Source organism: Pseudomonas sp. GNP013 (assembly GCF_054343995.1).
Map to the genome: position 1 here is coordinate 3,863,409 of NZ_JBTGUT010000001.1, position 21,805 is coordinate 3,885,213.

A 21,805-nucleotide genomic window follows, 5' to 3' on the forward strand; every position below is an offset into this window, starting at 1 on the left:
GTATAGCGGGGCAATGCGTGCCTCAGACCAGCCCGTTGCGCTGGGCCAGTTCGATCAGGTCCACCAGTGAGCGCGCGTTGAGCTTGAGCAGCAGGCGCGTCTTGTAGGTACTGACGGTCTTGTTGCTGAGGAACATGCCGTCTGCAATTTCCTTGTTGGTCTTGCCGCGAGCCAATTGCTGCAACACCATCATCTCGCGCCCGGACAGGCGCTCGACCATGTCCGCCTCACTGGCGTTGCCGATGGTGGATCGCACCGAGTTCAATGCCTGGTTCGGGAAATAGCTGTAGCCGGAAAGCACCGCTTTGATGGCACTCAGCAGCTCGGTCAGGTCCTGCTGCTTGCACACGTAACCCGCCGCCCCGGCCTGCATGCAGCGCATGGAGAAATGGCCAGGCGCCTGCGAGGTGAGCACCAGCACCTTGAACGGCGATGGCTGTTTGCTGGAAGACAGTCGGCAAATAACTTCCAGCCCGTCGAGCTGGGGAATTCCAATATCCAATATGACAATGTCCGGCATATGCTCCCGCGCAAGTTGCAACGCATCGACACCGTTATCGGTCTCTGCAACGACCTCATAACCATGACGTTCCATGAGCATACGCACAGCAAGACGAATCACGGGATGATCATCCACGATCAGCACTTTATTCATAAGAAAGTCCAATTTCGCTGTTCGAATTATTCAGAGCAAACACAATAGCCTAGTCGTTTCCTAGTTGGCATAGTGTTCCCCCCCGAGCAACAGTAAGCAGAGACCCAAGCCACAACGATATCGGAATCAGCCTACAAAAAAACAACAATGAGGGTGCATTCGACTTTATGCAGCCTTTCAGAACTTTCCGTTCCCCTACATATTTTGAGTGAAATACGCACCGATTAAAGGGTCGGCCGTAAACGTGGCGCACGCGACTTTCAGGAAATGCCCCTTGCTTGTGGCATTCACGAGATCGCACAGGTGAAAACACTCCCTCTGATTCAGTTCCATTCAACATAGGTGTCCACACCTTAAAATTCCTACAGAAATTTCAGCGCATTACATTCACGCTGTACTTCTTTGAGTGATTTTTCTGTAAGAAACAGTTCCTGCTCAGGTGTAAACAATTCATTCGTCCCTGTGAAGTTTCAGAACAGGAGGCGTAAATCAGGGGTGGCGTGTTTAATAGCAAACAATCTTAAACATAAGTAAACAGGATGTTCGCTCTACATTAATTCCGGGCAAAAAAAGGCCCCTTGAATAAGGGGCCTTTTTTCAGATCACCTGGAACACTCAGAACAGCTTGCGACCTTTATTGGCCGCGATGCGCATGCGCAGTGCGTTCAACTTGATGAAGCCCGCCGCGTCCGCCTGGTTATAGGCGCCGCCGTCTTCTTCAAAGGTGGCGATATTGGCGTCGAACAGCGACTCCTCGGACTTGCGACCCGTGACGATCACGTTGCCCTTGTACAGCTTCAGACGCACCACGCCATTCACGTGGGCCTGGGAGGCGTCGATCATCTGTTGCAGCATCAAACGCTCAGGACTCCACCAGTAGCCGGTGTAGATCAGGCTGGCGTACTTGGGCATCAGTTCGTCTTTGAGGTGAGCCACTTCGCGGTCCAGGGTGATGGACTCGATAGCGCGGTGGGCACGCAGCATGATGGTGCCGCCGGGTGTCTCGTAGCAGCCACGGGACTTCATGCCCACGTAACGGTTCTCGACGATATCGAGACGGCCGATACCGTGCTCGCCGCCGATGCGGTTGAGGGTCGCCAGCACGGTGGCCGGGGTCATCTCGACGCCGTCCAGCGCGACGATGTCGCCGTTGCGGTAGGTCAGTTCCAGGTATTGCGGCTTGTCGGGAGCGTTCTCCGGGGAGACGGTCCACTTCCACATGTCTTCTTCGTGCTCGGTCCAGGTGTCTTCCAGCACGCCGCCTTCATAGGAGATATGTAGCAGGTTGGCGTCCATCGAGTACGGGGACTTCTTCTTGCCGTGGCGCTCGATCGGGATTGCGTGCTTTTCAGCGTAATCCATCAGCTTTTCACGGGACAGCAGGTCCCATTCACGCCACGGTGCAATCACTTTCACGCCTGGCTTGAGGGCGTAGGCGCCCAATTCGAAACGCACCTGGTCGTTGCCCTTGCCGGTCGCACCATGGGAAATGGCGTCGGCGCCGGTTTCGTTGGCGATTTCGATCAGGCGCTTGGCAATCAGCGGACGTGCGATGGAGGTACCCAGCAGGTACTCGCCTTCGTAGACGGTGTTGGCGCGAAACATCGGGAAGACGAAATCGCGGACGAACTCTTCGCGCAGGTCGTCAATGTAGATCTCTTTCACGCCCATGGCTTGCGCCTTGGCACGTGCCGGTTCGACCTCTTCGCCCTGACCCAGGTCAGCGGTGAAGGTCACCACTTCACAGTTATAAGTATCCTGCAGCCACTTGAGGATCACCGAAGTGTCCAGGCCGCCGGAATACGCGAGAACGACCTTGTTTACGTCGGCCATGCCATCACTCCACGGGGTTGTACGGAAAGGCGACGATTCTACCGATCAAAACCGTGAATTTACAGGGGCGCGACAGCAAATGAAGATAAAGCGACAGATTATGTCGACGGCGCGACCGAGGGTCGCACCTTATGAAGTGTGTGCCGGATTGCCTAGAGCGGTAGCCTGCGGTGCCGGTTTTTCGGGGGCCGCCACGCGTTCAAGCTGAATGTTCACACGACGGTTGCGCGCACGGTTGGCCGCGTTGGTGTTGGGCGCCAGCGGATAGCTTTCACCGTGGAATCGCAGGGTGATCTGCGACTCCGGGATGCCATTGGCCTTGAAGTAGTCCATCACCGCCAGGGCACGGCGGCGCGAGACGTCGCGGTTGGTCAGGCGATTGCCGCTGTTGTCGGAGTGACCGTTCAACTCCACATGGTTAACCGTGGGATCGGCTTTCAGGTACGCAAGAATCACCGACAGCTTCTGCCTGGCAGCAGAGTCCAGTTCAACGCCACCGCCAGGGAAGCCGACTTCGGTCTGTTTGACCTGGTCGTAATTCATCGGCAACAGCTTGGCGGTGCACACCTGATAGTCGTTGTAGGCCTTGTTGAATTTCACTGGCAACAGGCGAACCTCCGAGTAGCCGCCCTCGCGCCCGTAATGGCGCACAGTGGGGCTGCGCCCTTCCAGCAGGCCAGTGAACAGGCGCCCGGCCTGGGCCTGGGAACTGTTAAACAGCACATCGCCACTGCCGACCCGCACCGCGCCCAGATTGATATCGCCGCGCCCCGGCTGCCACGGTGCAGCGGCCGCCAGCAGCGTCGCCGAGCCTGCGCCGAGTGCACCGTTATAGGCTTTGAGGCGAAACGTCGCCTGCTCGCCGGCACGGCGCACGAACTCACCCGAGCCGAAATCGGTGATCGGCTGGGTCAGGCGGCACTCGAACTGATCGCCTTCCACCTTCCACTCAATGTTCTCCAGACGTGTCTGGAACGTGAGGGCCATTGCAGGCAGGCTGGCGAACACACTGAGCAGGGCTAGATAATGCTGGCGCACGGGCGGCTCCACTGGTTTCTACAACACATCAAGGCGTCATACGTCGTTAAGGCATACCCCCAGCTATCGGTCGCATCCTGCAAAACTTGATAGCGAGTGCCTGCAACAGTCTTTTCCGGTAGCATTCCCACCAGATTGACCCGCCTGGAATTCCCAATGTCCGACCGCCTGACCCTGCTGCGTCCCGACGACTGGCATATTCATCTTCGCGATGGTGCTGCGTTACCCCACACCGTGGCCGATGTAGCGCGCACGTTTGGCCGCGCCATCATCATGCCCAATCTGGTACCTCCGGTGCGCAATGCCGCGCAAGCCGACGCCTATCGCCAGCGCATCCTCGCTGCACGACCGGCCGGCAGCCACTTCGAACCGTTGATGGTGCTCTACCTCACCGACCGCACCCAGCCTGAAGAAATTCGCGAAGCCCGTGCCAGCGGTTTTGTGTACGCCGCCAAGCTGTATCCGGCGGGCGCCACCACCAACTCCGACTCCGGCGTGACCAGCATCGACAAGATTCTGCCGGCCATCGAAGCCATGGCAGAGGTCGGCATGCCATTGTTGATCCACGGTGAAGTCACCCGTGGCGACGTGGATGTGTTCGACCGCGAGAAGATCTTCATCGACGAGCACATGCGTCGCGTGGTCGAGCTGTTCCCGACCCTCAAGGTAGTGTTCGAGCACATCACCACCGCTGATGCCGTGCAGTTCGTCACCGAAGCCTCGGAAAACGTCGGCGCGACCATCACCGCCCATCACCTGCTGTACAACCGCAACCACATGCTGGTGGGCGGGATTCGACCGCACTTCTATTGCCTGCCGATCCTCAAGCGCAACACCCATCAGGTCGCCTTGCTGGACGCCGCCACCAGTGGCAGCCCGAAGTTCTTCCTCGGCACCGACTCGGCGCCCCACGCCCAGCATGCCAAGGAAGCCGCCTGCGGCTGCGCCGGTTGCTACACCGCATTTGCTGCCATCGAGCTGTACGCCGAAGCTTTCGAACAACGCAATGCGCTGGACAAGCTCGAAGCGTTCGCCAGCCTCAATGGCCCGCGCTTTTACGGCCTGCCGGCCAATACCGACCGCATCACCCTGGTCCGCGAAGACTGGACCGCCCCTGCCAGCCTGCCGTTTGGCGAGCTGACCGTAATCCCGCTGCGCGCCGGTGAAACACTGCGCTGGCGCCTGCTGGAGGAAAGCAAGTGAGTGAAGACCATTACGACGACGAACACGAGCACAGCGGTGGCGGCTCTCGCCATCCGATGGCCGAGCGGTTTCGCGGCTATCTGCCGGTTGTCATCGACGTAGAGACCGGTGGCTTCAACTGCGCCACCGACGCCTTGCTGGAAATTGCCGCCACCACCATCGGCATGGATGAGCAGGGTTTCGTGTTTGCCGAACACACGCATTTCTTCCGCGTCGAGCCGTTCGAAGGCGCGAACATCGAAGCGGCCGCCCTGGAGTTCACCGGAATCAAGCTCGACCATCCGCTGCGCATGGCGGTCAGTGAAGAAGCGGCGCTGACCGATATCTTCCGTGGCGTACGCAAGGCATTGAAAGCCAATGGCTGCAAACGCGCGATCCTGGTTGGCCACAACAGCAGCTTCGACCTGGGCTTCCTCAACGCCGCCGTGGCGCGCCTGGACATGAAGCGTAACCCGTTTCACCCCTTCTCCAGCTTCGACACCGCCACCCTCGCCGGCCTGGCCTATGGTCAAACGGTATTGGCCAAGGCCTGCCAGGCCGCCGGTATCGACTTTGACGGCCGCGAGGCTCACTCGGCGCGCTACGACACCGAGAAGACCGCCGAGCTGTTCTGCGGCATCGTTAACCGCTGGAAGCAGATGGGCGGCTGGGAAGACTTCGGCGACTGAGACGGGTGGCAGCAAGCCCACTCCGACAAAAGCCATTTCCCATGCATGCATAAAAAAACCGGCCCTCACAGGCCGGTTTTTTTGTACCTCGAATTCGGCTTACAGCTTGCCGGCGTTCTCGGTCAGGTAAGCCGCAACACCTTCGGTGGAAGCGGTCATGCCCTTGTCGCCTTTTTTCCAGTTGGCAGGGCAGACTTCACCGTGCTCTTCGTGGAACTGCAGCGCGTCGACCAGGCGGATCAGCTCTTCCATGTTACGCCCCAGCGGCAGATCGTTGATGATCTGCGAGCGCACAACGCCCTTGTCGTCGATCAGGAACGCGCCACGGAACGCCACGCCGCCTTCGGATTCAACGTCGTAGGCCTTGGCAATCTCGTGCTTCATGTCGGCAGCCATGGTGTATTTGACTTTGCCGATGCCGCCATCGTTGATGGCCGTGTTGCGCCACGCGTTGTGGGTGAAATGGGAGTCGATGGACACGGCAACCACTTCAACGTTGCGCGCCTTGAAATCGTCCATGCGGTGGTCCAGAGCGATCAGCTCGGACGGGCAGACGAAGGTGAAGTCCAACGGGTAGAAGAACACCAGGCCGTATTTGCCTTTGATGGCTTCAGACAGCTTGAAGCTGTCTACGATTTCGCCATTGCCGAGCACGGCAGGTACGTCGAAATCCGGGGCTTGTTTGCCGACGAGTACGCTCATTGGGTATCTCCTGATGTTAAGGGTGAAGATTGAAGTAACAGGACCGGCCTTGAGTCTGCCGCGTTCAAGCGACAGAGCTGTGACGCAGTCACGCTTCGTGAAGACCGAGCATCATACACTGAAAAAACCGTTCGTCAGCGCGGGCGCCGCGCCGGGAAATACCCTGTGAATGTACTTTGACAATCATTCTCGTTAACATTAAGATCCAACGCATTCAAGCCTCACACCGCGATGGTTCTCCCTATGTATGTGTGCCTTTGTACTGGCGTCACCGACGGACAAATCCGCGAAGCAATCTATGAAGGTTGCTGCAGCTACAAGGAAGTGCGCGAAACCACCGGCGTTGCCAGCCAGTGTGGTAAATGTGCCTGCCTCGCCAAGCAAGTGGTACGGGAAACGCTGACCCAACTGCAGACAGCGCAAAGCGCGCTCCCCTACTCAGCAGAATTTACACACGCTTAAATAGGCGTGTTTTAAAGAACCGGACCCGAAGTCCGGTTTTTTTATGCCTGTAATTCAATTAGTTAGCGCCAAGACGCGGAACACAAACATTCTTATTCCGATTAATTTTCATTTATTATTCAATAACTTAGGTTTGACACTAAGGTTTCCGCCGCTCAAACTCTGCCTTATACACAGCTATTACAGGGCAGGACCCCAGTCATGAAAGGCGACATCTCAGTCATCCAGCAACTCAACAAAATCCTTGCCAATGAACTGGTCGCGATCAATCAGTACTTTCTGCATGCCCGCATGTACGACGATTGGGGCCTGGAAAAGCTCGGCAAGCGCGAATACAAAGAGTCGATCAAGGCCATGAAGGACGCCGATGCGCTGATCAAGCGCATCCTGTTCCTGGAAGGTCTGCCGAACGTGCAGGACCTGGGCAAGCTGAACATCGGCGAACACACCCAGGAAATGCTCAACAGCGACCTGGGCTTTGAGCGCAAGAGCCACAGCGACCTCAAGGCCGCCATTGCCCACTGCGAAACCCACGGTGACTTCGGCAGCCGTGAGCTTCTGGAAGACATTCTGGAAGACCAGGAAGAGCACATCGACTGGCTGGAGACCCAACTGGGCCTGATCGTCAAAGTCAGCCTGGAGAATTACCTGCAGTCGCAGATGGGCGAATAACCCACACCACGCAGGTACAAAAAAGCCCCGCTCTCTTTCGAGAAGCGGGGCTTTTTATTGCGGGCCAATCAAGCGTCGGTCTTGGCCGCCGCATTGGCTGCTGCATCTTTGACCAGCGCCTGCAACGAACCGTCCGCTGCCATTTCAGTGATGATGTCACTGCCGCCGACCAGTTCGCCAGCTACCCACAGTTGCGGGAAGGTAGGCCAGTTGGCGTACTTGGGCAGGTTGGCGCGGATTTCAGGATTCTGCAGGATATCCACGTAGGCGAACTTCTCGCCGCACGCCATGATGGCCTGGGATGCCTTCGCGGAGAAACCGCACTGAGGCGCGTTCGGTGCACCTTTCATGTAAAGCAGGATGGTGTTGTTGGCAATCTGCTCTTTGATCGTTTCGATGATATCCATGGAACACCTCGGCTGGAACTTTGCGACTCACAGGTCGGCACGGTGGCGCATTGTAACGCAAAATCCCGGCACAATGCTCAGGCTCCTTATGCGGCCGCTACCTGCACCGGCACTCCGTTCAATGCGGCATTGCCGGACAATTCATCCAACTGCCGTTCGTCAGTCAAGTCATTGGCACTCGCTCCCGGCTGGCTGCTGGCGATTGTCATCCGCACGCCCGGGCGGCCATGGCCCCAACCGTGGGGCAGGCTGACCACCCCAGGCATCATCTCCAGACTGGCGAGCACTTCAACTTCGATCATGCCGATGCGCGAACTGACGCGCACGCGCTGGCCATCAGTCAACTGCCGGCTCGCCAGATCCTCGGGGTGCATATGCAACTGGTGCCGTGGCTTGCCCTTCACCAGCCGGTGATAGTTATGCATCCACGAATTGTTGCTGCGCACATGGCGACGGCCGATCAGCAGCAGCTCGTCAGCCACAGGCGCCGGTTGTGCCGCAAAGCGCACGAGGTCGGCAAGGATCACCGCCGGTGCTGCCTGCACCTTGCCATCCGCGGTTTTCAAGCGCGCAGCAAGGTTGGCCGCCAGTGGCCCCAGGTCCAGTCCGTGGGGATGGTCCGCCAGCATCGCCACCGACAGCTTGTGACCGGAGGCATCACCATAAGTCCCGGCGCGCAGGCCGGCATCGATCATCTGCGCCGGCGCCACCGTCGGCTTGAGCACCACGCCGGTCTGCGCGGCAAAGGCCTTGGCCAAACCGACAAAAATCTCCCAGTCATGCAGAGCGCCCGCCGGCTTGGGCAGGATCGCGCGATTGAAACGGGTGACGTTGCGCACCGCGAACATATTGAACGTGGTGTCGTAGTGATCATTCTCCAGCGCCGAAGTGGACGGCAGAATCAGGTCGGCATAGCGCGTGGTCTCGTTGATATACAGGTCGACACTGACCATGAACTCCAGCCCCTCCAGCGCCTGCTCCAACTGGCGGCCATTGGGCGTGGACAGCACCGGGTTGCCCGCCACCGTCACCAGCGCGCGGATTTGCCCTTCGCCTGCAGTAAGCATCTCTTGCGCCAGGGCCGACACGGGTAATTCACCACCATACTCCGGACGCCCGGACACGCGGCTCTGCCAGCGATTGAAATGCCCGCCACCAGTGGACGCCACCAGGTCGACGGCCGGCGTGGTGCACAGCGCGCCGCCCACCCGGTCGAGATTGCCGGTCACCAGGTTGATCAACTGCACCAGCCAATGACACAGCGTGCCAAACGCCTGGGTCGACACCCCCATGCGCCCATAGCACACCGCTTTGTCCGCGGCGGCAAAATCACGCGCCAACTGACGGATCTGTTCAGCGGGCACGGCACACTGGCTGCTCATGGCCTCGGCGGTAAACCCGGCAATGGCGCGGCGCACTTCCTCAAGGCCGGCTACCGGCAAATGGCTGGTACGGGTCAGGTTCTCGGTAAACAGGGTGTTGAGCAGGCCGAACAGCAGCGCCGCGTCACCGCCAGGCCGCACGAACAGATGCTGGTCCGCTATCGCCGCCGTCTCGCTGCGCCGAGGGTCGACCACCACCACTTTGCCGCCCCGGGCCTGGATGGCCTTGAGGCGTTTTTCCACATCCGGCACGGTCATGATGCTGCCGTTGGAGGCCAACGGATTGCCACCGAGGATCAGCATGAAATCGGTGTGGTCGATGTCCGGGATCGGCAGCAACAGGCCGTGGCCGTACATCAGGTGGCTGGTGAGGTGATGGGGCAGTTGATCCACTGAGGTCGCGGAAAACCGATTGCGCGTCTTCAACAGCCCCAGGAAATAGTTACTGTGGGTCATCAGCCCATAATTGTGCACGCTCGGGTTGCCCTGGTAGACCGCCACCGCGTTCTGGCCATGACGCGCCTGAATGCCTGACAGACGTTCAGCCACCAGCGCGAAGGCATCTTCCCACGGGATCGGTTGCCATTGGCTGCCGACGCGCAGCATGGGCTGATGCAGGCGGTCCGGGTCATTCTGGATATCCTGCAACGCCACGGCCTTGGGGCAGATGTGCCCACGGCTGAAGCTGTCCTCGGCGTCGCCCTTGATGGACGTGATCGCCAGGCTGCCGTCGTCGGCCTGGGTGGTTTCCAGGGTCAGACCGCAAATGGCTTCACACAGATGGCAGGCACGGTGGTGGAGAGTCTTGGTCATGGCCAGTCTCTTTATAGGGGCTTTGGGGCAACTATGGGCCGCCGGGAACCTTGGCACCAGTAACCTTCGCGGCATGAATCGACTGGCATCAGGCCAGGCCATGGCCGAGAGCGTGAGCAAATGTTTCAACGGTGCACGCATCGTCGCAGAAAACCGACGCAGCCTGGCCTGGCCCCGCCGCCGCGCATTGCAAAAGGTTACGGCGCCAGTGTACAAATGGCCCGCTGCTGTCAGGAAGTTGTTTTCAAACGCGCATTGACGCCCCGCTGAACACCCTTAAAAACCGTAGCCCTATTGGTAAGACGCGACATTTAATTATAAGATCGCGCCTTCCCCTATTTCGTCGCCCCGTGCGGCTTTCGCCGCAGGTCTCGCCCGTTGTCACAATAAACAAGGCTTTGAGTATCTGCGGTCTGTTGCAAAAGGTAGTTAATGATGAGCGCTAGGCACTTTCTCTCCCTGATGGATTGCACGCCCGAAGAGCTGGTCGGCGTGATCCGTCGAGGCATTGAGCTTAAAGACCTGCGTAACCGCGGCGTACTGTTCGAGCCTTTGAAAAACCGCGTGCTCGGCATGATTTTCGAGAAGTCATCGACCCGCACCCGCGTGTCGTTCGAAGCCGGCATGATTCAACTGGGTGGCCAGGCCATCTTTTTGTCATCGCGCGATACGCAACTGGGCCGAGGCGAGACCGTCGCCGATAGCGCCATCGTCATGTCGAGCATGCTCGACGCCGTGATGATCCGTACCTTTGCCCACAGTACCGTGACCGAATTTTCCGCCAACTCGCGGGTGCCGGTGATCAACGGCCTGTCCGACGACCTGCACCCCTGCCAGTTGCTGGCCGACATGCAAACCTTTCTTGAGCATCGTGGCTCGATCCAGGGCAAGACCGCGGCCTGGATCGGCGATGGCAACAACATGTGCAACAGCTATATAGAAGCGGCGATCCAGTTCGACTTCCAGCTGCGTGTTGCCTGCCCTGAAGGCTACGAGCCTGACGCGCGCTTCCTCGAACAAGCCGGAAGCCGCGTCACCCTCGTGCGCGACCCGCGTGAAGCCGTGGCCGGCGCGCATCTGGTGAGCACCGACGTGTGGACCTCCATGGGTCAGGAAGAAGAAACCGCCAAGCGCCTGGCCCGGTTCGCGCCGTACCAGGTCACCCGCGCCCTGCTCGACCTGGCCGCGCCCGATGTGCTGTTCATGCATTGCCTGCCGGCGCACCGTGGCGAGGAAATCAGCCTCGACCTGCTCGACGATCAGCGCTCGGTGGCGTGGGACCAGGCCGAAAACCGCCTGCACGCGCAAAAGGCCCTGCTCGAATTTCTTGTGCCGCCGTCGTACCACCACGCATGAGCCAGCCCCTACTGCTGAACCTGCGCAATCTGGCATGCGGTTATCACGATCAACGGGTGGTGCAGAACCTCAATCTGCACCTCAATGCCGGCGATATCGGTTGCCTGCTCGGGTCCTCGGGTTGCGGCAAGACCACCACGCTGCGAGCGATTGCCGGGTTCGAACCGGTGCACGAAGGTGAGATCAGCCTGGCCGGTGAAGTCATCTCCAGCGCCGGTTTCACCCTGGCACCGGAGAAACGTCGTATCGGCATGGTGTTTCAGGACTACGCACTGTTTCCCCACCTCAGCGTGGCCGACAACATTGCGTTCGGCATTCGCAAGCACCCGCACAAAGACCGCGTGGTTGCCGAACTGCTGGAACTGGTCAACCTGAAGAACCTGGGCAAGCGCTTCCCCCACGAACTCTCCGGCGGCCAGCAACAACGCGTCGCCCTCGCCCGCGCCCTGGCGCCGGAGCCGCAACTGCTGTTGCTCGATGAGCCCTTCTCCAACCTCGATGGCGAACTGCGGCGCAAGCTCAGCCATGAAGTGCGCGAGATTCTCAAGGCACGCGGCACCAGTGCGATCCTGGTCACCCATGATCAGGAAGAAGCCTTTGCCGTGAGCGATCAGGTGGGCGTGTTCAAGGAAGGCCGGCTGGAACAGTGGGATACGCCTTACAACCTTTATCACGAACCGCAGACCCCTTACGTCGCCAGCTTTATCGGCCAGGGTTACTTCATCCGTGGCCAATTGAGCTCGCCGGAGTCCGTGCACACCGAACTGGGTGAGCTGCGCGGCAACCGCGCCTACACCTGGCCTGCGGGGGGAGCGGTGGAGGTGTTGCTGCGTCCGGACGATATCGTCCATGCGCCGGACAGCGCCCTCAAAGCGCGGATTATCGGCAAGACTTTCCTCGGCGCCTCGACGCTCTACCGTCTGCAGTTGCCCACCGGTGCGCAGCTGGAATCGATTTTCCCCAGCCATGCGGACCATCAGGTGGGCGTGGATGTAGGCATTCGGGTTGCGGCAGAACATCTGGTGCTGTTTCAGGCAGCACGCTGAAAGTGCAAGGGAGCTTGCTCCCACCTTGGATTTTCAGTGCCCCGACATCATATTCTGCCAATCGGGGCGAAGGTGGCCTGAGTGTTTTCAGCCAGCGCCGAAGCTGTCAATTCCACTTCCAGGCCTCGCCTCCCCGCACTCACAAAAATCGTCTCGAGCGGCTGCGCCGTCACATCGATAAACGTGCGTAAGCGCTTTTTCTGCCCCAACGGGCTGATCCCCCCCAGCAAATAGCCAGTAGCGCGCTGCGCCGCCGCCGGGTCGGCCATTTCGACTTTTTTCGCGCCCGCCGCCTGCGCCAGGGCCTTGAGGTCCAGGCTTCCGACGACCGGCACCACCGCCACCAGCAACTCACCCTTTTCAGTGCTGGCCAGCAGGGTCTTGAACACCCGCGCCGGGTCGAGGCCCAATTTTTCTGCGGCCTCCAGACCATATGACGCCGACTTGGGATCGTGCTCGTAACTGTGGATGCGATGTTCGGCGCGAACTTTCTTCAGCAGGTCCAATGCGGGGGTCATGATGTCTCCGGTCAGGCAAACAGATGGCCGATGTTAAGCCAAGCCCACGTAAAACGCTCTAGCGTGGGCCACGCTTGCCCTAATAAATGCTGTCACAAGCATGATCATTCATCAGACCAATAGTTGGAAAATGACTGACAGTTCACTTTCGACCTTTGACAGCCGTCATTCTTGTCTATATTTTTTCGTTTCCGAATGCTGTAGGAATGGTTTCCGCAGTATTCAAGCAGTAAGCCGTGGCGTGGATGGGGATCCTCGTCATTGGTGAAAATCGCGCAAGGCCCAACGAGGCCGTACGCCAGACAAGAACAACAAATGAGGTTTTCCATGACAACTGCTCTTCAACAGCCTTCACTTTCGAGCCAATGCATGGCCGAATTCCTCGGCACCGCGCTGCTCATCTTCTTCGGTACCGGTTGCGTCGCTGCGCTCAAGGTCGCAGGTGCCAGCTTCGGTTTATGGGAAATCAGCATCATCTGGGGGATCGGCGTCAGCATGGCGATCTACCTCACCGCCGGTATTTCCGGGGCCCACCTCAACCCGGCGGTCAGCATCGCCCTGTGCCTGTTTGCCGATTTCGAAAAGCGCAAACTGCCTTTCTATATCCTCGCCCAGGTCGCCGGCGCCTTCTGTTCCGCAGCGCTGGTGTACACGCTCTACAGCAACCTGTTTTTCGATTACGAACAAACCCACCATCTGGTGCGCGGCACCCAAGCCAGCCTGGAATTGGCCTCGGTGTTCTCCACCTACCCCCATGCCCTGTTGAGCACGGCCCAGGCGTTCCTGGTGGAGATGGTCATCACCGCCATCCTGATGGGCGTGATCATGGCCCTGACCGACGACAACAACGGCCTGCCACGCGGCCCCCTCGCCCCCCTGCTGATCGGCCTGCTGATTGCGGTGATCGGCAGCGCCATGGGCCCGCTGACCGGCTTTGCGATGAACCCGGCGCGGGATTTCGGGCCCAAGCTGATGACCTTTTTCGCCGGCTGGGGTGAAATAGCCTTCACCGGCGGTCGCGACATTCCCTATTTCCTGGTGCCGATTTTCGCGCCGATTGTCGGCGCATGCCTGGGTGCTGCGGCCTACCGCGGGCTGATCGCCCGTCACCTGCCGAGCGCCGTCCCTGCTGTAGCTGAAACACCTGACACGGCTGTCAACGGCAACACGCGTATTTCCTGAAAGCGCCGGCCTGGTCCCCTGCCCTTTGCGGCCCAGGCTGACTTCCGACTTCCCTTTTTCGTACAAGGCAATCGACATGACCGACATTCAGAATAAGAACTACATCATTGCCCTCGACCAGGGCACCACCAGTTCGCGAGCGATCATCTTCGATCGTGACGCCAACGTGGTGTGCACCGCCCAGCGCGAGTTTACCCAGCATTACCCGCAAGCCGGCTGGGTTGAGCATGACCCGATGGAAATTTTTGCCACCCAGAGCGCGGTGATGGTCGAAGCCCTGGCACAGGCCGGCCTGCACCATGACCAGGTCGCCGCCATCGGTATTACCAACCAGCGTGAAACCACCGTGGTGTGGGACAAGAACACCGGCCGCCCGATCTACAACGCCATCGTCTGGCAGTGCCGCCGCAGCACCGAGATCTGCCAGCAGCTCAAGCGCGACGGCCACGAGCAATACATCAACGACGCCACCGGCCTGGTCACCGACCCGTACTTCTCCGGCACCAAGCTCAAGTGGATCCTCGACAACGTTGAAGGCAGCCGCGAGCGTGCGCGCAACGGCGAACTGCTGTTCGGCACCATCGACAGCTGGCTGATCTGGAAATTTACCGGCGGCAAAACCCACGTCACCGACTACACCAACGCCTCGCGCACCATGCTCTTCAACATCCACACCCTGGAGTGGGACGCGAAGATGCTGGAGATTCTCGACGTACCGCGCGAGATGCTGCCGGAAGTGAAATCGTCGTCGGAAATCTATGGCCGCACCAAAAGCGGCATCGCCATCGGCGGCATCGCCGGTGACCAGCAAGCGGCGCTGTTCGGCCAGATGTGTGTGGAGCCCGGCCAGGCCAAGAACACCTACGGCACCGGCTGCTTCCTGCTGATGAACACCGGCGACAAGGCGGTCAAATCCAAGCACGGCATGCTCACCACCATCGCCTGCGGCCCGCGTGGCGAAGTGGCTTACGCCCTCGAAGGCGCTGTGTTCAACGGCGGCTCGACCGTGCAATGGCTGCGTGATGAACTGAAAATCATCGCCGACGCCACCGACACCGAATACTTTGCCGGCAAGGTCAAGGACAGCAACGGCGTGTACCTGGTGCCCGCCTTCACCGGCCTGGGCGCGCCGTACTGGGACCCGTATGCCCGTGGCGCACTGTTCGGCCTGACCCGTGGCGTACGCGTGGACCACATCATTCGTGCAGCCCTCGAGTCGATTGCCTACCAGACCCGCGACGTGCTCGACGCCATGCAGCAGGACTCGGGCGAACGCCTCAAGGCCCTGCGCGTGGACGGTGGCGCAGTGGCCAACAACTTCCTGATGCAGTTCCAGGCCGACATCCTCGGCACCCAGGTGGAGCGCCCGCAAATGCGTGAAACCACGGCTCTGGGTGCCGCTTACCTGGCGGGCCTGGCCTGCGGTTTCTGGAGCAGCCTGGACGAACTGCGCGGCAAGGCGGTGATCGAGCGCGAATTCGAACCGCAACTGGATGAAGCCGCCAAAGAGAAACTCTACGCCGGCTGGCAGAAAGCGGTAAGCCGCACCCGCGACTGGGAGCCGCACGAAGGCGCCGAATAAGCCGGGCGCCGGTCCCTCTTGGGGTTGTAACTGGCAGGGAGCGGATTCCTGCGTCATCATGGGCCACTTTTGTATGGCAGCCCAAAGGACGCCCCATGAATCTGCCTCCCCGCCAGCAACAAATCCTCGAACTGGTCCGCGAACGCGGCTATGTCAGTATCGAGGAAATGGCGCAGTTGTTCGTTGTCACCCCGCAAACCATCCGCCGCGATATCAACCAACTGGCGGATGCCAACCTGTTGCGCCGCTACCACGGCGGCGCAGCCTATGATTCCAGCGTCGAAAACACCGCCTACGCTATGCGGGCCGACCAGATGCGCGACGAGAAACTGCGCATCGGCGAAGCCATCGCCGCGCAAATCCCCGATCATGCCTCGCTGTTCATCAACATCGGCACTACCACCGAATCCATCGCCCGTGCGCTGCTCAATCACAACCACCTGAAAATCATCACCAACAACCTCAATGTCGCCACCATGCTCAGCGCCAAGGACGACTTTGACGTGCTGTTGACCGGCGGCAACGTGCGCCGTGACGGCGGCGTAGTGGGCCAGGCCAGTGTGGATTTCATCAACCAGTTCAAGGTCGACTTCGCCCTGGTGGGTATCAGTGGGATTGACGAAGACGGCAGCCTGCTGGACTTCGATTACCAGGAAGTGCGGGTGTCGCAGGCGATCATCGCCAATGCACGCAAGGTAATCCTGGCGGCGGACTCCAGCAAGTTCGGGCGCAATGCCATGATTCGCCTGGGGCCGATCAGCCTGGTGGACTGTCTGGTGACCGATCAGCAGCCGGTGCCGGCGTTGGTGCAGTTGTTAAATGAGCACAAGGTCAGGCTGGAAGTGGTGTAGCGCCAGGACCGCCGCCATCGGCAGCAAGCGCCCTCCCACACTTGACCCGTTTCCAATAGAAGGAATGCGGTCAACATGGGGAGGGGGCTTGCTCCCGATGACAATCCGACAGTTACCTTTTTGTTAAGCCCTTCCCCAGGCGAATGTTCACAAATTTTCCCTTCCCCGTCCTTCGATGAGTTTTTTCAATCGAATTCGACTGGCTGTGCCCGCGTTTATCAGCTACCATTTTCGCAAATGAACATTAATGTTCGAATTCCAATACGAAAAGATTGCGAGGCCAGCCGATGAACCCTTCTACCTTGCCTGCTCCACCCCTTGCCGAAGTCTATGACGTTGCCGTAATCGGTGGCGGGATCAATGGCGTCGGGATCGCAGCAGACGCAGCCGGGCGCGGTTTGTCGGTATTCCTTTGCGAAAAGGACGACCTGGCCAGCCACACCTCTTCGGCCAGCAGCAAACTGATTCACGGTGGCCTGCGCTACCTTGAACACTATGAGTTCCGTCTGGTGCGCGAAGCGCTGGCCGAACGTGAAGTACTGCTGGCCAAGGCGCCGCACATCGTCAAACAGATGCGCTTCGTGCTACCGCACCGCCCGCACCTGCGCCCGGCGTGGATGATTCGTGCCGGCCTGTTCCTGTACGACCACCTGGGCAAGCGCGAGAAGCTCGCCGGATCCAAGAGCCTCACCTTCGGCGCCGACAGCCCGCTGAAAAGCGAAATCACCAAAGGCTTCGAATATTCCGATTGCTGGGTCGACGACGCCCGCCTGGTGGTACTCAACGCCATGGCCGCACGGGAGAAAGGTGCGCATATCCACACCCAGACCCGTTGTGTCAGCGCACACCGCAGCCAGGGTGTGTGGGAAATGAACATGGAGCGCGCCGACGGCAGTCTGTTCTCGATTCGCGCCAGGGCGCTGGTGAATGCCGCTGGCCCATGGGTCGCCAAGTTCATCCGCGACGACCTCAAGCTGGATTCGCCGTACGGCATCCGCCTGATCCAGGGCAGCCATCTGATCGTGCCCAAGCTCTATGAAGGCGCCCACGCACACATCTTGCAGAACGAAGACCAGCGCATCGTCTTCACTATTCCGTACCTGAACGACCTGACCATCATCGGCACTACCGACCGTGAATACACCGGCGATCCGGCCAAGGTGGCAGTGACCGAAGGCGAAACCGACTACATGCTCAAGGTGGTCAACGCGCACTTCAAGAAACAACTGAGCCGCGACGACATCGTCCACACCTACTCCGGCGTGCGCCCGCTGTGCAACGACGAGTCGGACAACCCATCGGCCATCACCCGCGATTACACCCTGTCGCTGTCCGGCGGCACCGGTGAGGCGCCGATTTTGTCGGTGTTCGGCGGCAAGCTGACCACCTATCGCAAGCTGGCTGAGTCGGCCATGGCCCAGTTAGCACCTTATTTCGCGCAGATGCGCCCAAGCTGGACCGCCACCGCCAGCCTGCCGGGCGGTGAGGACATGACCACGCCGCAAGCCCTGGCAGACGCCATTCTTAATAAATTCGACTGGGTGCCAGGCGAAATCGCCCGCCGTTGGTCCGTGACCTACGGCAGCCGCACCTGGCGTCTGCTGGAAGGCGTGCAGTCGCTGGCAGACCTGGGCGAACACCTGGGTGGCGGCCTGTATACCCGCGAAGTCGATTACCTGTGTGCAGAAGAATGGGCGACCCAGCCACAGGATGTACTGTGGCGCCGCACCAAACTTGGCCTGTTCACCACCCCGGAAGAACAGGAAAAGCTGCAGCGTTATCTGTCCAAGGTCGAGCAAAACCGCAAGATCGAAGCCGCCTGACCTGTATGGGAGCGAGCCTGCTCGCTCCCATACCATTCGGTTTTCCGAACACCATCTCCCTCCCCCATTCGGTTTGCCGTACTCACACTTGGCAAATCCGCTGTCACATAAAGTTAATTCCTATACAAATCAGCGCATTAATCTTTTAACCGCTGACTGGCACGACTCATGCTCTACACTTCCCAACGATTGCCCAGGGCCTCCCAGCAGCCGTTATGGGCATTCGCCGTACAAGAGAGCCGCCTATCCGGCTTCATAAAAAAAACAAATGTCGAGGAAGTAATGATGCGCATCGTTCCCCATATCCTGGGCGCAGCTATCGCTGCTGCTCTGATCAGCACTCCAGTGTTCGCCGCCGAACTCACCGGCACGCTGAAGAAAATCAACGACTCCGGCACCATCACACTCGCGCACCGCGACAGCTCAATTCCGTTTTCCTACATCGCAGATGGCTCGGGCAAACCTGTGGGCTACTCCCACGACATTCAGCTGGCTATCGTTGAAGCCCTGAAAAAAGACCTGAACAAACCCGACCTGAAGGCCAAGTACAACCTGGTCACCTCGCAAACCCGTATTCCGCTGATCCAGAACGGCACCGCGGACCTGGAATGCGGCTCCACCACCAATAACGCCGAACGCGCCCAGCAAGTCGACTTCACCACCAACATCTTCGAAATCGGCACTCGCTTGCTGGTCAAGAAAGACAAGGATGGCAAGCCGTCCTACGGTGATTTCGCCGACCTCAAAGGCAAGAACGTCGTGACCACCGCCGGCACCACGTCCGAGCGCATCATCAAAGCGATGAACGCCGACAAGCAGATGGGCATGAACGTCATCTCCGCCAAGGACCACGGCGAATCCTTCCAGATGCTCGAAAGCGGCCGCGCCGTTGCGTTCATGATGGACGACGCGCTGCTGGCCGGTGAAGAAGCCAAGGCCAAGAAGCCGGACGACTGGGTCATCACCGGTACGCCGCAATCCTTCGAAGCCTATGCCTGCATGGTTCGCAAAGGCGACCCGGACTTCAAGAAAGCCGTGGATGACGCCATCGTCGGCCTGTTCAAATCCGGCGAGATCAACAAGATCTACAGCAAGTGGTTCGAAAGCCCGATCCCACCCAAAGGCCTGAACCTGAACTTCCCGATGAGCGACAAGGTTAAAGAGCTGATCGCCAACCCAAGCGACAAGCCGGCGCCCGACGTAAAAATCTGACACTGAACTAACCTTATCGCCTGAGGGAGTTCACCCTCCCTCAGGCATCTGTTACTACCTGCTGGCAGTATTTTTGGAACACTCGACCTGGCGGTTTCCGAGCCGATCGCGTGTGCCTGGCGTTCAACGTCGGGCGGGAATGGACTTTCCCCAAGCGGGTGCTTGTACATCGATCGATTTCGAGGGGAGACCCTAATGAATTACAACTGGGACTGGGGCGTGTTCTTCAAGTCCACCGGCGTTGGCAGCGAGACCTATCTCGACTGGTACATCGCCGGCCTGGGCTGGACCATTGCCATCGCCGTCGTGGCATGGATTATCGCCTTGCTGCTGGGGTCCATTCTGGGCGTCATGCGCACTGTGCCAAATCGCCTCGTGGCGGGTATCGCGACCTGCTACGTCGAGCTGTTTCGCAACGTGCCGCTGCTGGTTCAGCTGTTCATCTGGTATTTCCTGATACCCGACCTGCTGCCGCAAAACCTGCAGGACTGGTACAAACAGGACCTCAACCCGACCACCTCGGCCTACCTCAGCGTCGTCGTGTGCCTGGGCCTGTTCACCGCCGCCCGTGTGTGTGAACAAGTACGCACCGGTATCCAGGCGCTGCCACGCGGCCAGGAATCCGCGGCCCGCGCCATGGGCTTCAAGCTGCCGCAGATCTACTGGAACGTGCTGCTGCCGCAGGCCTACCGCATCATCATTCCGCCGCTTACCTCCGAATTCCTCAACGTCTTCAAGAACTCCTCCGTGGCGTCCCTGATCGGCCTGATGGAACTGCTGGCGCAAACCAAACAGACCGCCGAATTCTCGGCCAACCTGTTTGAAGCCTTCACCCTGGCCACGCTGATCTACTTCACCCTGAACATGAGCCTGATGCTGCTGATGCGCGTGGTCGAGAAGAAAGTCGCCGTGCCCGGCCTGATCTCCGTGGGGGGCAAATAATGGAACTTGATTTCAGCGGTATCATCCCCGCCATACCGGGCCTGTGGAACGGCATGCTCATGACCTTGCAGTTGATGGTCATGGGCGTCATCGGCGGCATCGCGCTGGGTACGGTGCTGGCGCTGATGCGCCTGTCGTCGAGCAAACTGCTGTCGCGTGTGGCCGGCGCCTACGTGAACTACTTCCGCTCGATCCCGCTGCTGCTGGTGATCACCTGGTTTTACCTGGCGGTGCCGTTCGTGCTGCGCTGGATCACCGGCGAAGACACACCGATTGGCGCATTCACCTCCTGCGTCGTGGCCTTCATGATGTTCGAAGCCGCGTACTTCTGCGAAATCGTGCGGGCCGGCGTGCAGTCGATCCCCAAGGGCCAGATGGCCGCCGCACAAGCGATGGGCATGACCTACGGCCAGACCATGCGCCTGATCATCCTGCCCCAGGCGTTCCGCAAGATGACCCCGTTGCTGCTGCAACAGTCGATCATCCTGTTCCAGGACACCTCGCTGGTCTATACCGTGGGCCTGGTGGACTTCCTCAACTCCGCCCGCTCCAACGGCGACATCATCGGCCGCTCCAATGAGTTCCTGATCTTCGCCGGTGTCGTCTACTTCATCATCAGCTTTTCCGCCTCGCTGCTGGTCAAGCGTCTGCAAAAAAGGTTTGCCGTATGATCTCTATCAAGAACATCAACAAGTGGTATGGCGACTTCCAGGTGCTGACCGATTGCAGCACCGAGGTTAAAAAAGGCGAAGTGATCGTGGTGTGCGGGCCGTCCGGCTCGGGCAAATCGACGCTGATCAAATGCGTGAACGCACTGGAACCGTTCCAGAAAGGCGACGTGGTCGTCGACGGCACCTCCATTGCCGACCCGAAGACCAACCTGCCCAAACTGCGCTCGCGGGTAGGCATGGTGTTCCAGCACTTCGAGCTGTTCCCGCACCTGACCATCACCGAAAACCTGACCATCGCGCAGATCAAGGTACTGGGCCGCAGCAAGGAAGAGGCCACCAAAAAGGGCCTGCAACTGCTCGAGCGGGTCGGCCTCTCGGCACACGCCCACAAACACCCGGGCCAGTTGTCCGGCGGGCAACAGCAACGTGTGGCGATTGCCCGCGCACTGGCCATGGACCCGATCGTCATGCTGTTCGACGAACCGACCTCGGCCCTTGACCCGGAAATGGTCAACGAAGTGCTCGACGTGATGGTGCAACTGGCGCAGGAAGGCATGACCATGATGTGCGTGACCCACGAAATGGGTTTCGCGCGCAAAGTGGCCGACCGCGTGATCTTCATGGACGCCGGCAAGATCATCGAAGACTGCCCGAAAGAGGAATTCTTCGGCGACATCAGCGCCCGCTCCGAACGCGCGCAGCACTTCCTCGAGAAAATCCTGCAGCACTAAGTACTCCACGGCTCCCACTGTAGAAACCGGGCCAATGTGGGTGGGGGCTTGCCCCC

General features: G+C 59.6%; 21 protein-coding genes. 14 read left to right on the forward strand and 7 right to left on the reverse strand.

The window, feature by feature from the left end; genetic code table 11:
* Positions 1-22 precede the first annotated feature (22 nt).
* From ACXX81_RS17035 to ACXX81_RS17045, 3 genes are all read right to left on the reverse strand, one after another.
* Positions 23-655: a response regulator transcription factor gene (locus tag ACXX81_RS17035; protein WP_003231407.1), complete on the reverse strand. Its 633-nt coding sequence runs from the start codon at positions 653-655 to the stop codon at positions 23-25.
* 615 nt (positions 656-1,270) lie between these two features.
* Positions 1,271-2,488 (reverse strand): argininosuccinate synthase, encoded by a 1,218-nt coding sequence (locus tag ACXX81_RS17040; RefSeq protein WP_209989284.1) that lies wholly within the window; start codon positions 2,486-2,488, stop codon positions 1,271-1,273.
* A gap of 129 nt (positions 2,489-2,617) precedes the next feature.
* Positions 2,618-3,526 carry a flagellar protein MotY gene (locus ACXX81_RS17045; protein WP_458572093.1) on the reverse strand — a complete coding sequence of 303 codons (909 nt, stop codon included), beginning with the start codon at positions 3,524-3,526 and terminating at the stop codon, positions 2,618-2,620.
* Positions 3,527-3,682: 156 nt separating this feature from the next.
* On the opposite strand from ACXX81_RS17045, the gene pyrC reads away from it, so the two are divergent.
* Together pyrC and rnt are read left to right on the forward strand one after the other, a co-directional pair.
* Positions 3,683-4,729, forward strand: a complete 1,047-nt coding sequence (gene pyrC, locus ACXX81_RS17050) for a dihydroorotase (RefSeq protein WP_209989279.1) — start codon at positions 3,683-3,685, stop codon at positions 4,727-4,729.
* Positions 4,726-5,397, forward strand: coding sequence for a ribonuclease T (gene rnt, locus ACXX81_RS17055; RefSeq protein WP_003231417.1), 672 nt, complete (start codon positions 4,726-4,728; stop codon positions 5,395-5,397). The genes pyrC and rnt overlap by 4 nt, the downstream gene beginning before the upstream one ends.
* Before the next feature lie 99 nt (positions 5,398-5,496).
* Here rnt and ACXX81_RS17060 read toward each other — a convergent pair whose 3' ends face one another.
* Positions 5,497-6,099, reverse strand: coding sequence for a peroxiredoxin (locus ACXX81_RS17060; protein WP_003231418.1), 603 nt, complete (start codon positions 6,097-6,099; stop codon positions 5,497-5,499).
* 243 nt (positions 6,100-6,342) lie between these two features.
* Between ACXX81_RS17060 and ACXX81_RS17065 the strand changes: the two genes are divergently transcribed.
* Both ACXX81_RS17065 and bfr read left to right on the forward strand, forming a co-directional pair.
* A complete protein-coding gene (locus tag ACXX81_RS17065; protein ID WP_078047118.1) occupies positions 6,343-6,561 on the forward strand; it encodes a bacterioferritin-associated ferredoxin in 219 nt (72 codons plus the stop codon).
* A gap of 201 nt (positions 6,562-6,762) precedes the next feature.
* Entirely contained in the window at positions 6,763-7,233 is a 471-nt protein-coding gene (bfr, locus tag ACXX81_RS17070) for a bacterioferritin (protein ID WP_003231421.1), read from the forward strand.
* 68 nt (positions 7,234-7,301) lie between these two features.
* Here bfr and grxD read toward each other — a convergent pair whose 3' ends face one another.
* On the reverse strand, positions 7,302-7,640 hold the full coding sequence (gene grxD, locus ACXX81_RS17075) for a Grx4 family monothiol glutaredoxin (protein ID WP_057007688.1): 339 nt from the start codon (positions 7,638-7,640) through the stop codon (positions 7,302-7,304).
* 86 nt (positions 7,641-7,726) lie between these two features.
* Entirely contained in the window at positions 7,727-9,835 is a 2,109-nt protein-coding gene (locus ACXX81_RS17080) for a molybdopterin oxidoreductase family protein (RefSeq protein ID WP_458572094.1), read from the reverse strand.
* A 435-nt stretch (positions 9,836-10,270) separates the two neighbouring features.
* Here ACXX81_RS17080 and argF point away from each other — a divergent pair, with 435 nt between their 5' ends.
* Together argF and ACXX81_RS17090 are read left to right on the forward strand one after the other, a co-directional pair.
* A complete protein-coding gene (gene argF / locus ACXX81_RS17085; protein ID WP_458572095.1) occupies positions 10,271-11,191 on the forward strand; it encodes an ornithine carbamoyltransferase in 921 nt (306 codons plus the stop codon).
* A complete protein-coding gene (locus ACXX81_RS17090) occupies positions 11,188-12,237 on the forward strand; it encodes an ABC transporter ATP-binding protein (protein ID WP_209989263.1) in 1,050 nt (349 codons plus the stop codon). Before argF ends, ACXX81_RS17090 begins: the two co-directional genes overlap by 4 nt.
* A 47-nt stretch (positions 12,238-12,284) precedes the next feature.
* Here ACXX81_RS17090 and ybaK read toward each other — a convergent pair whose 3' ends face one another.
* Positions 12,285-12,755: a Cys-tRNA(Pro) deacylase gene (gene ybaK / locus ACXX81_RS17095; RefSeq protein WP_231423652.1), complete on the reverse strand. Its 471-nt coding sequence runs from the start codon at positions 12,753-12,755 to the stop codon at positions 12,285-12,287.
* 327 nt (positions 12,756-13,082) lie between these two features.
* On the opposite strand from ybaK, the gene ACXX81_RS17100 reads away from it, so the two are divergent.
* The 8 genes from ACXX81_RS17100 (at position 13,083) to ACXX81_RS17135 (ending at position 21,749) form a co-directional block, all read left to right on the forward strand.
* Positions 13,083-13,937, forward strand: a complete 855-nt coding sequence (locus ACXX81_RS17100; protein WP_209989257.1) for an MIP/aquaporin family protein — start codon at positions 13,083-13,085, stop codon at positions 13,935-13,937.
* A 76-nt stretch (positions 13,938-14,013) separates the two neighbouring features.
* Positions 14,014-15,519 (forward strand): glycerol kinase GlpK, encoded by a 1,506-nt coding sequence (gene glpK, locus ACXX81_RS17105; RefSeq protein ID WP_003231438.1) that lies wholly within the window; start codon positions 14,014-14,016, stop codon positions 15,517-15,519.
* A gap of 95 nt (positions 15,520-15,614) precedes the next feature.
* On the forward strand, positions 15,615-16,370 hold the full coding sequence (locus ACXX81_RS17110; protein WP_209989253.1) for a DeoR/GlpR family transcriptional regulator: 756 nt from the start codon (positions 15,615-15,617) through the stop codon (positions 16,368-16,370).
* A 287-nt stretch (positions 16,371-16,657) separates the two neighbouring features.
* A complete protein-coding gene (gene glpD / locus ACXX81_RS17115) occupies positions 16,658-18,193 on the forward strand; it encodes a glycerol-3-phosphate dehydrogenase (protein ID WP_209989250.1) in 1,536 nt (511 codons plus the stop codon).
* A 285-nt stretch (positions 18,194-18,478) separates the two neighbouring features.
* Entirely contained in the window at positions 18,479-19,405 is a 927-nt protein-coding gene (locus ACXX81_RS17120; RefSeq protein WP_458572096.1) for a glutamate/aspartate ABC transporter substrate-binding protein, read from the forward strand.
* 195 nt (positions 19,406-19,600) lie between these two features.
* A complete protein-coding gene (locus ACXX81_RS17125; protein WP_053133475.1) occupies positions 19,601-20,347 on the forward strand; it encodes an amino acid ABC transporter permease in 747 nt (248 codons plus the stop codon).
* On the forward strand, positions 20,347-21,018 hold the full coding sequence (locus ACXX81_RS17130; protein ID WP_053133478.1) for an amino acid ABC transporter permease: 672 nt from the start codon (positions 20,347-20,349) through the stop codon (positions 21,016-21,018). The genes ACXX81_RS17125 and ACXX81_RS17130 overlap by 1 nt, the downstream gene beginning before the upstream one ends.
* The gene (locus ACXX81_RS17135) at positions 21,015-21,749 is read left to right on the forward strand and encodes an amino acid ABC transporter ATP-binding protein (protein ID WP_003208734.1); all 735 of its coding nucleotides are present in this window, start codon (positions 21,015-21,017) and stop codon (positions 21,747-21,749) included. Before ACXX81_RS17130 ends, ACXX81_RS17135 begins: the two co-directional genes overlap by 4 nt.
* Positions 21,750-21,805: the final 56 nt, after the last annotated feature.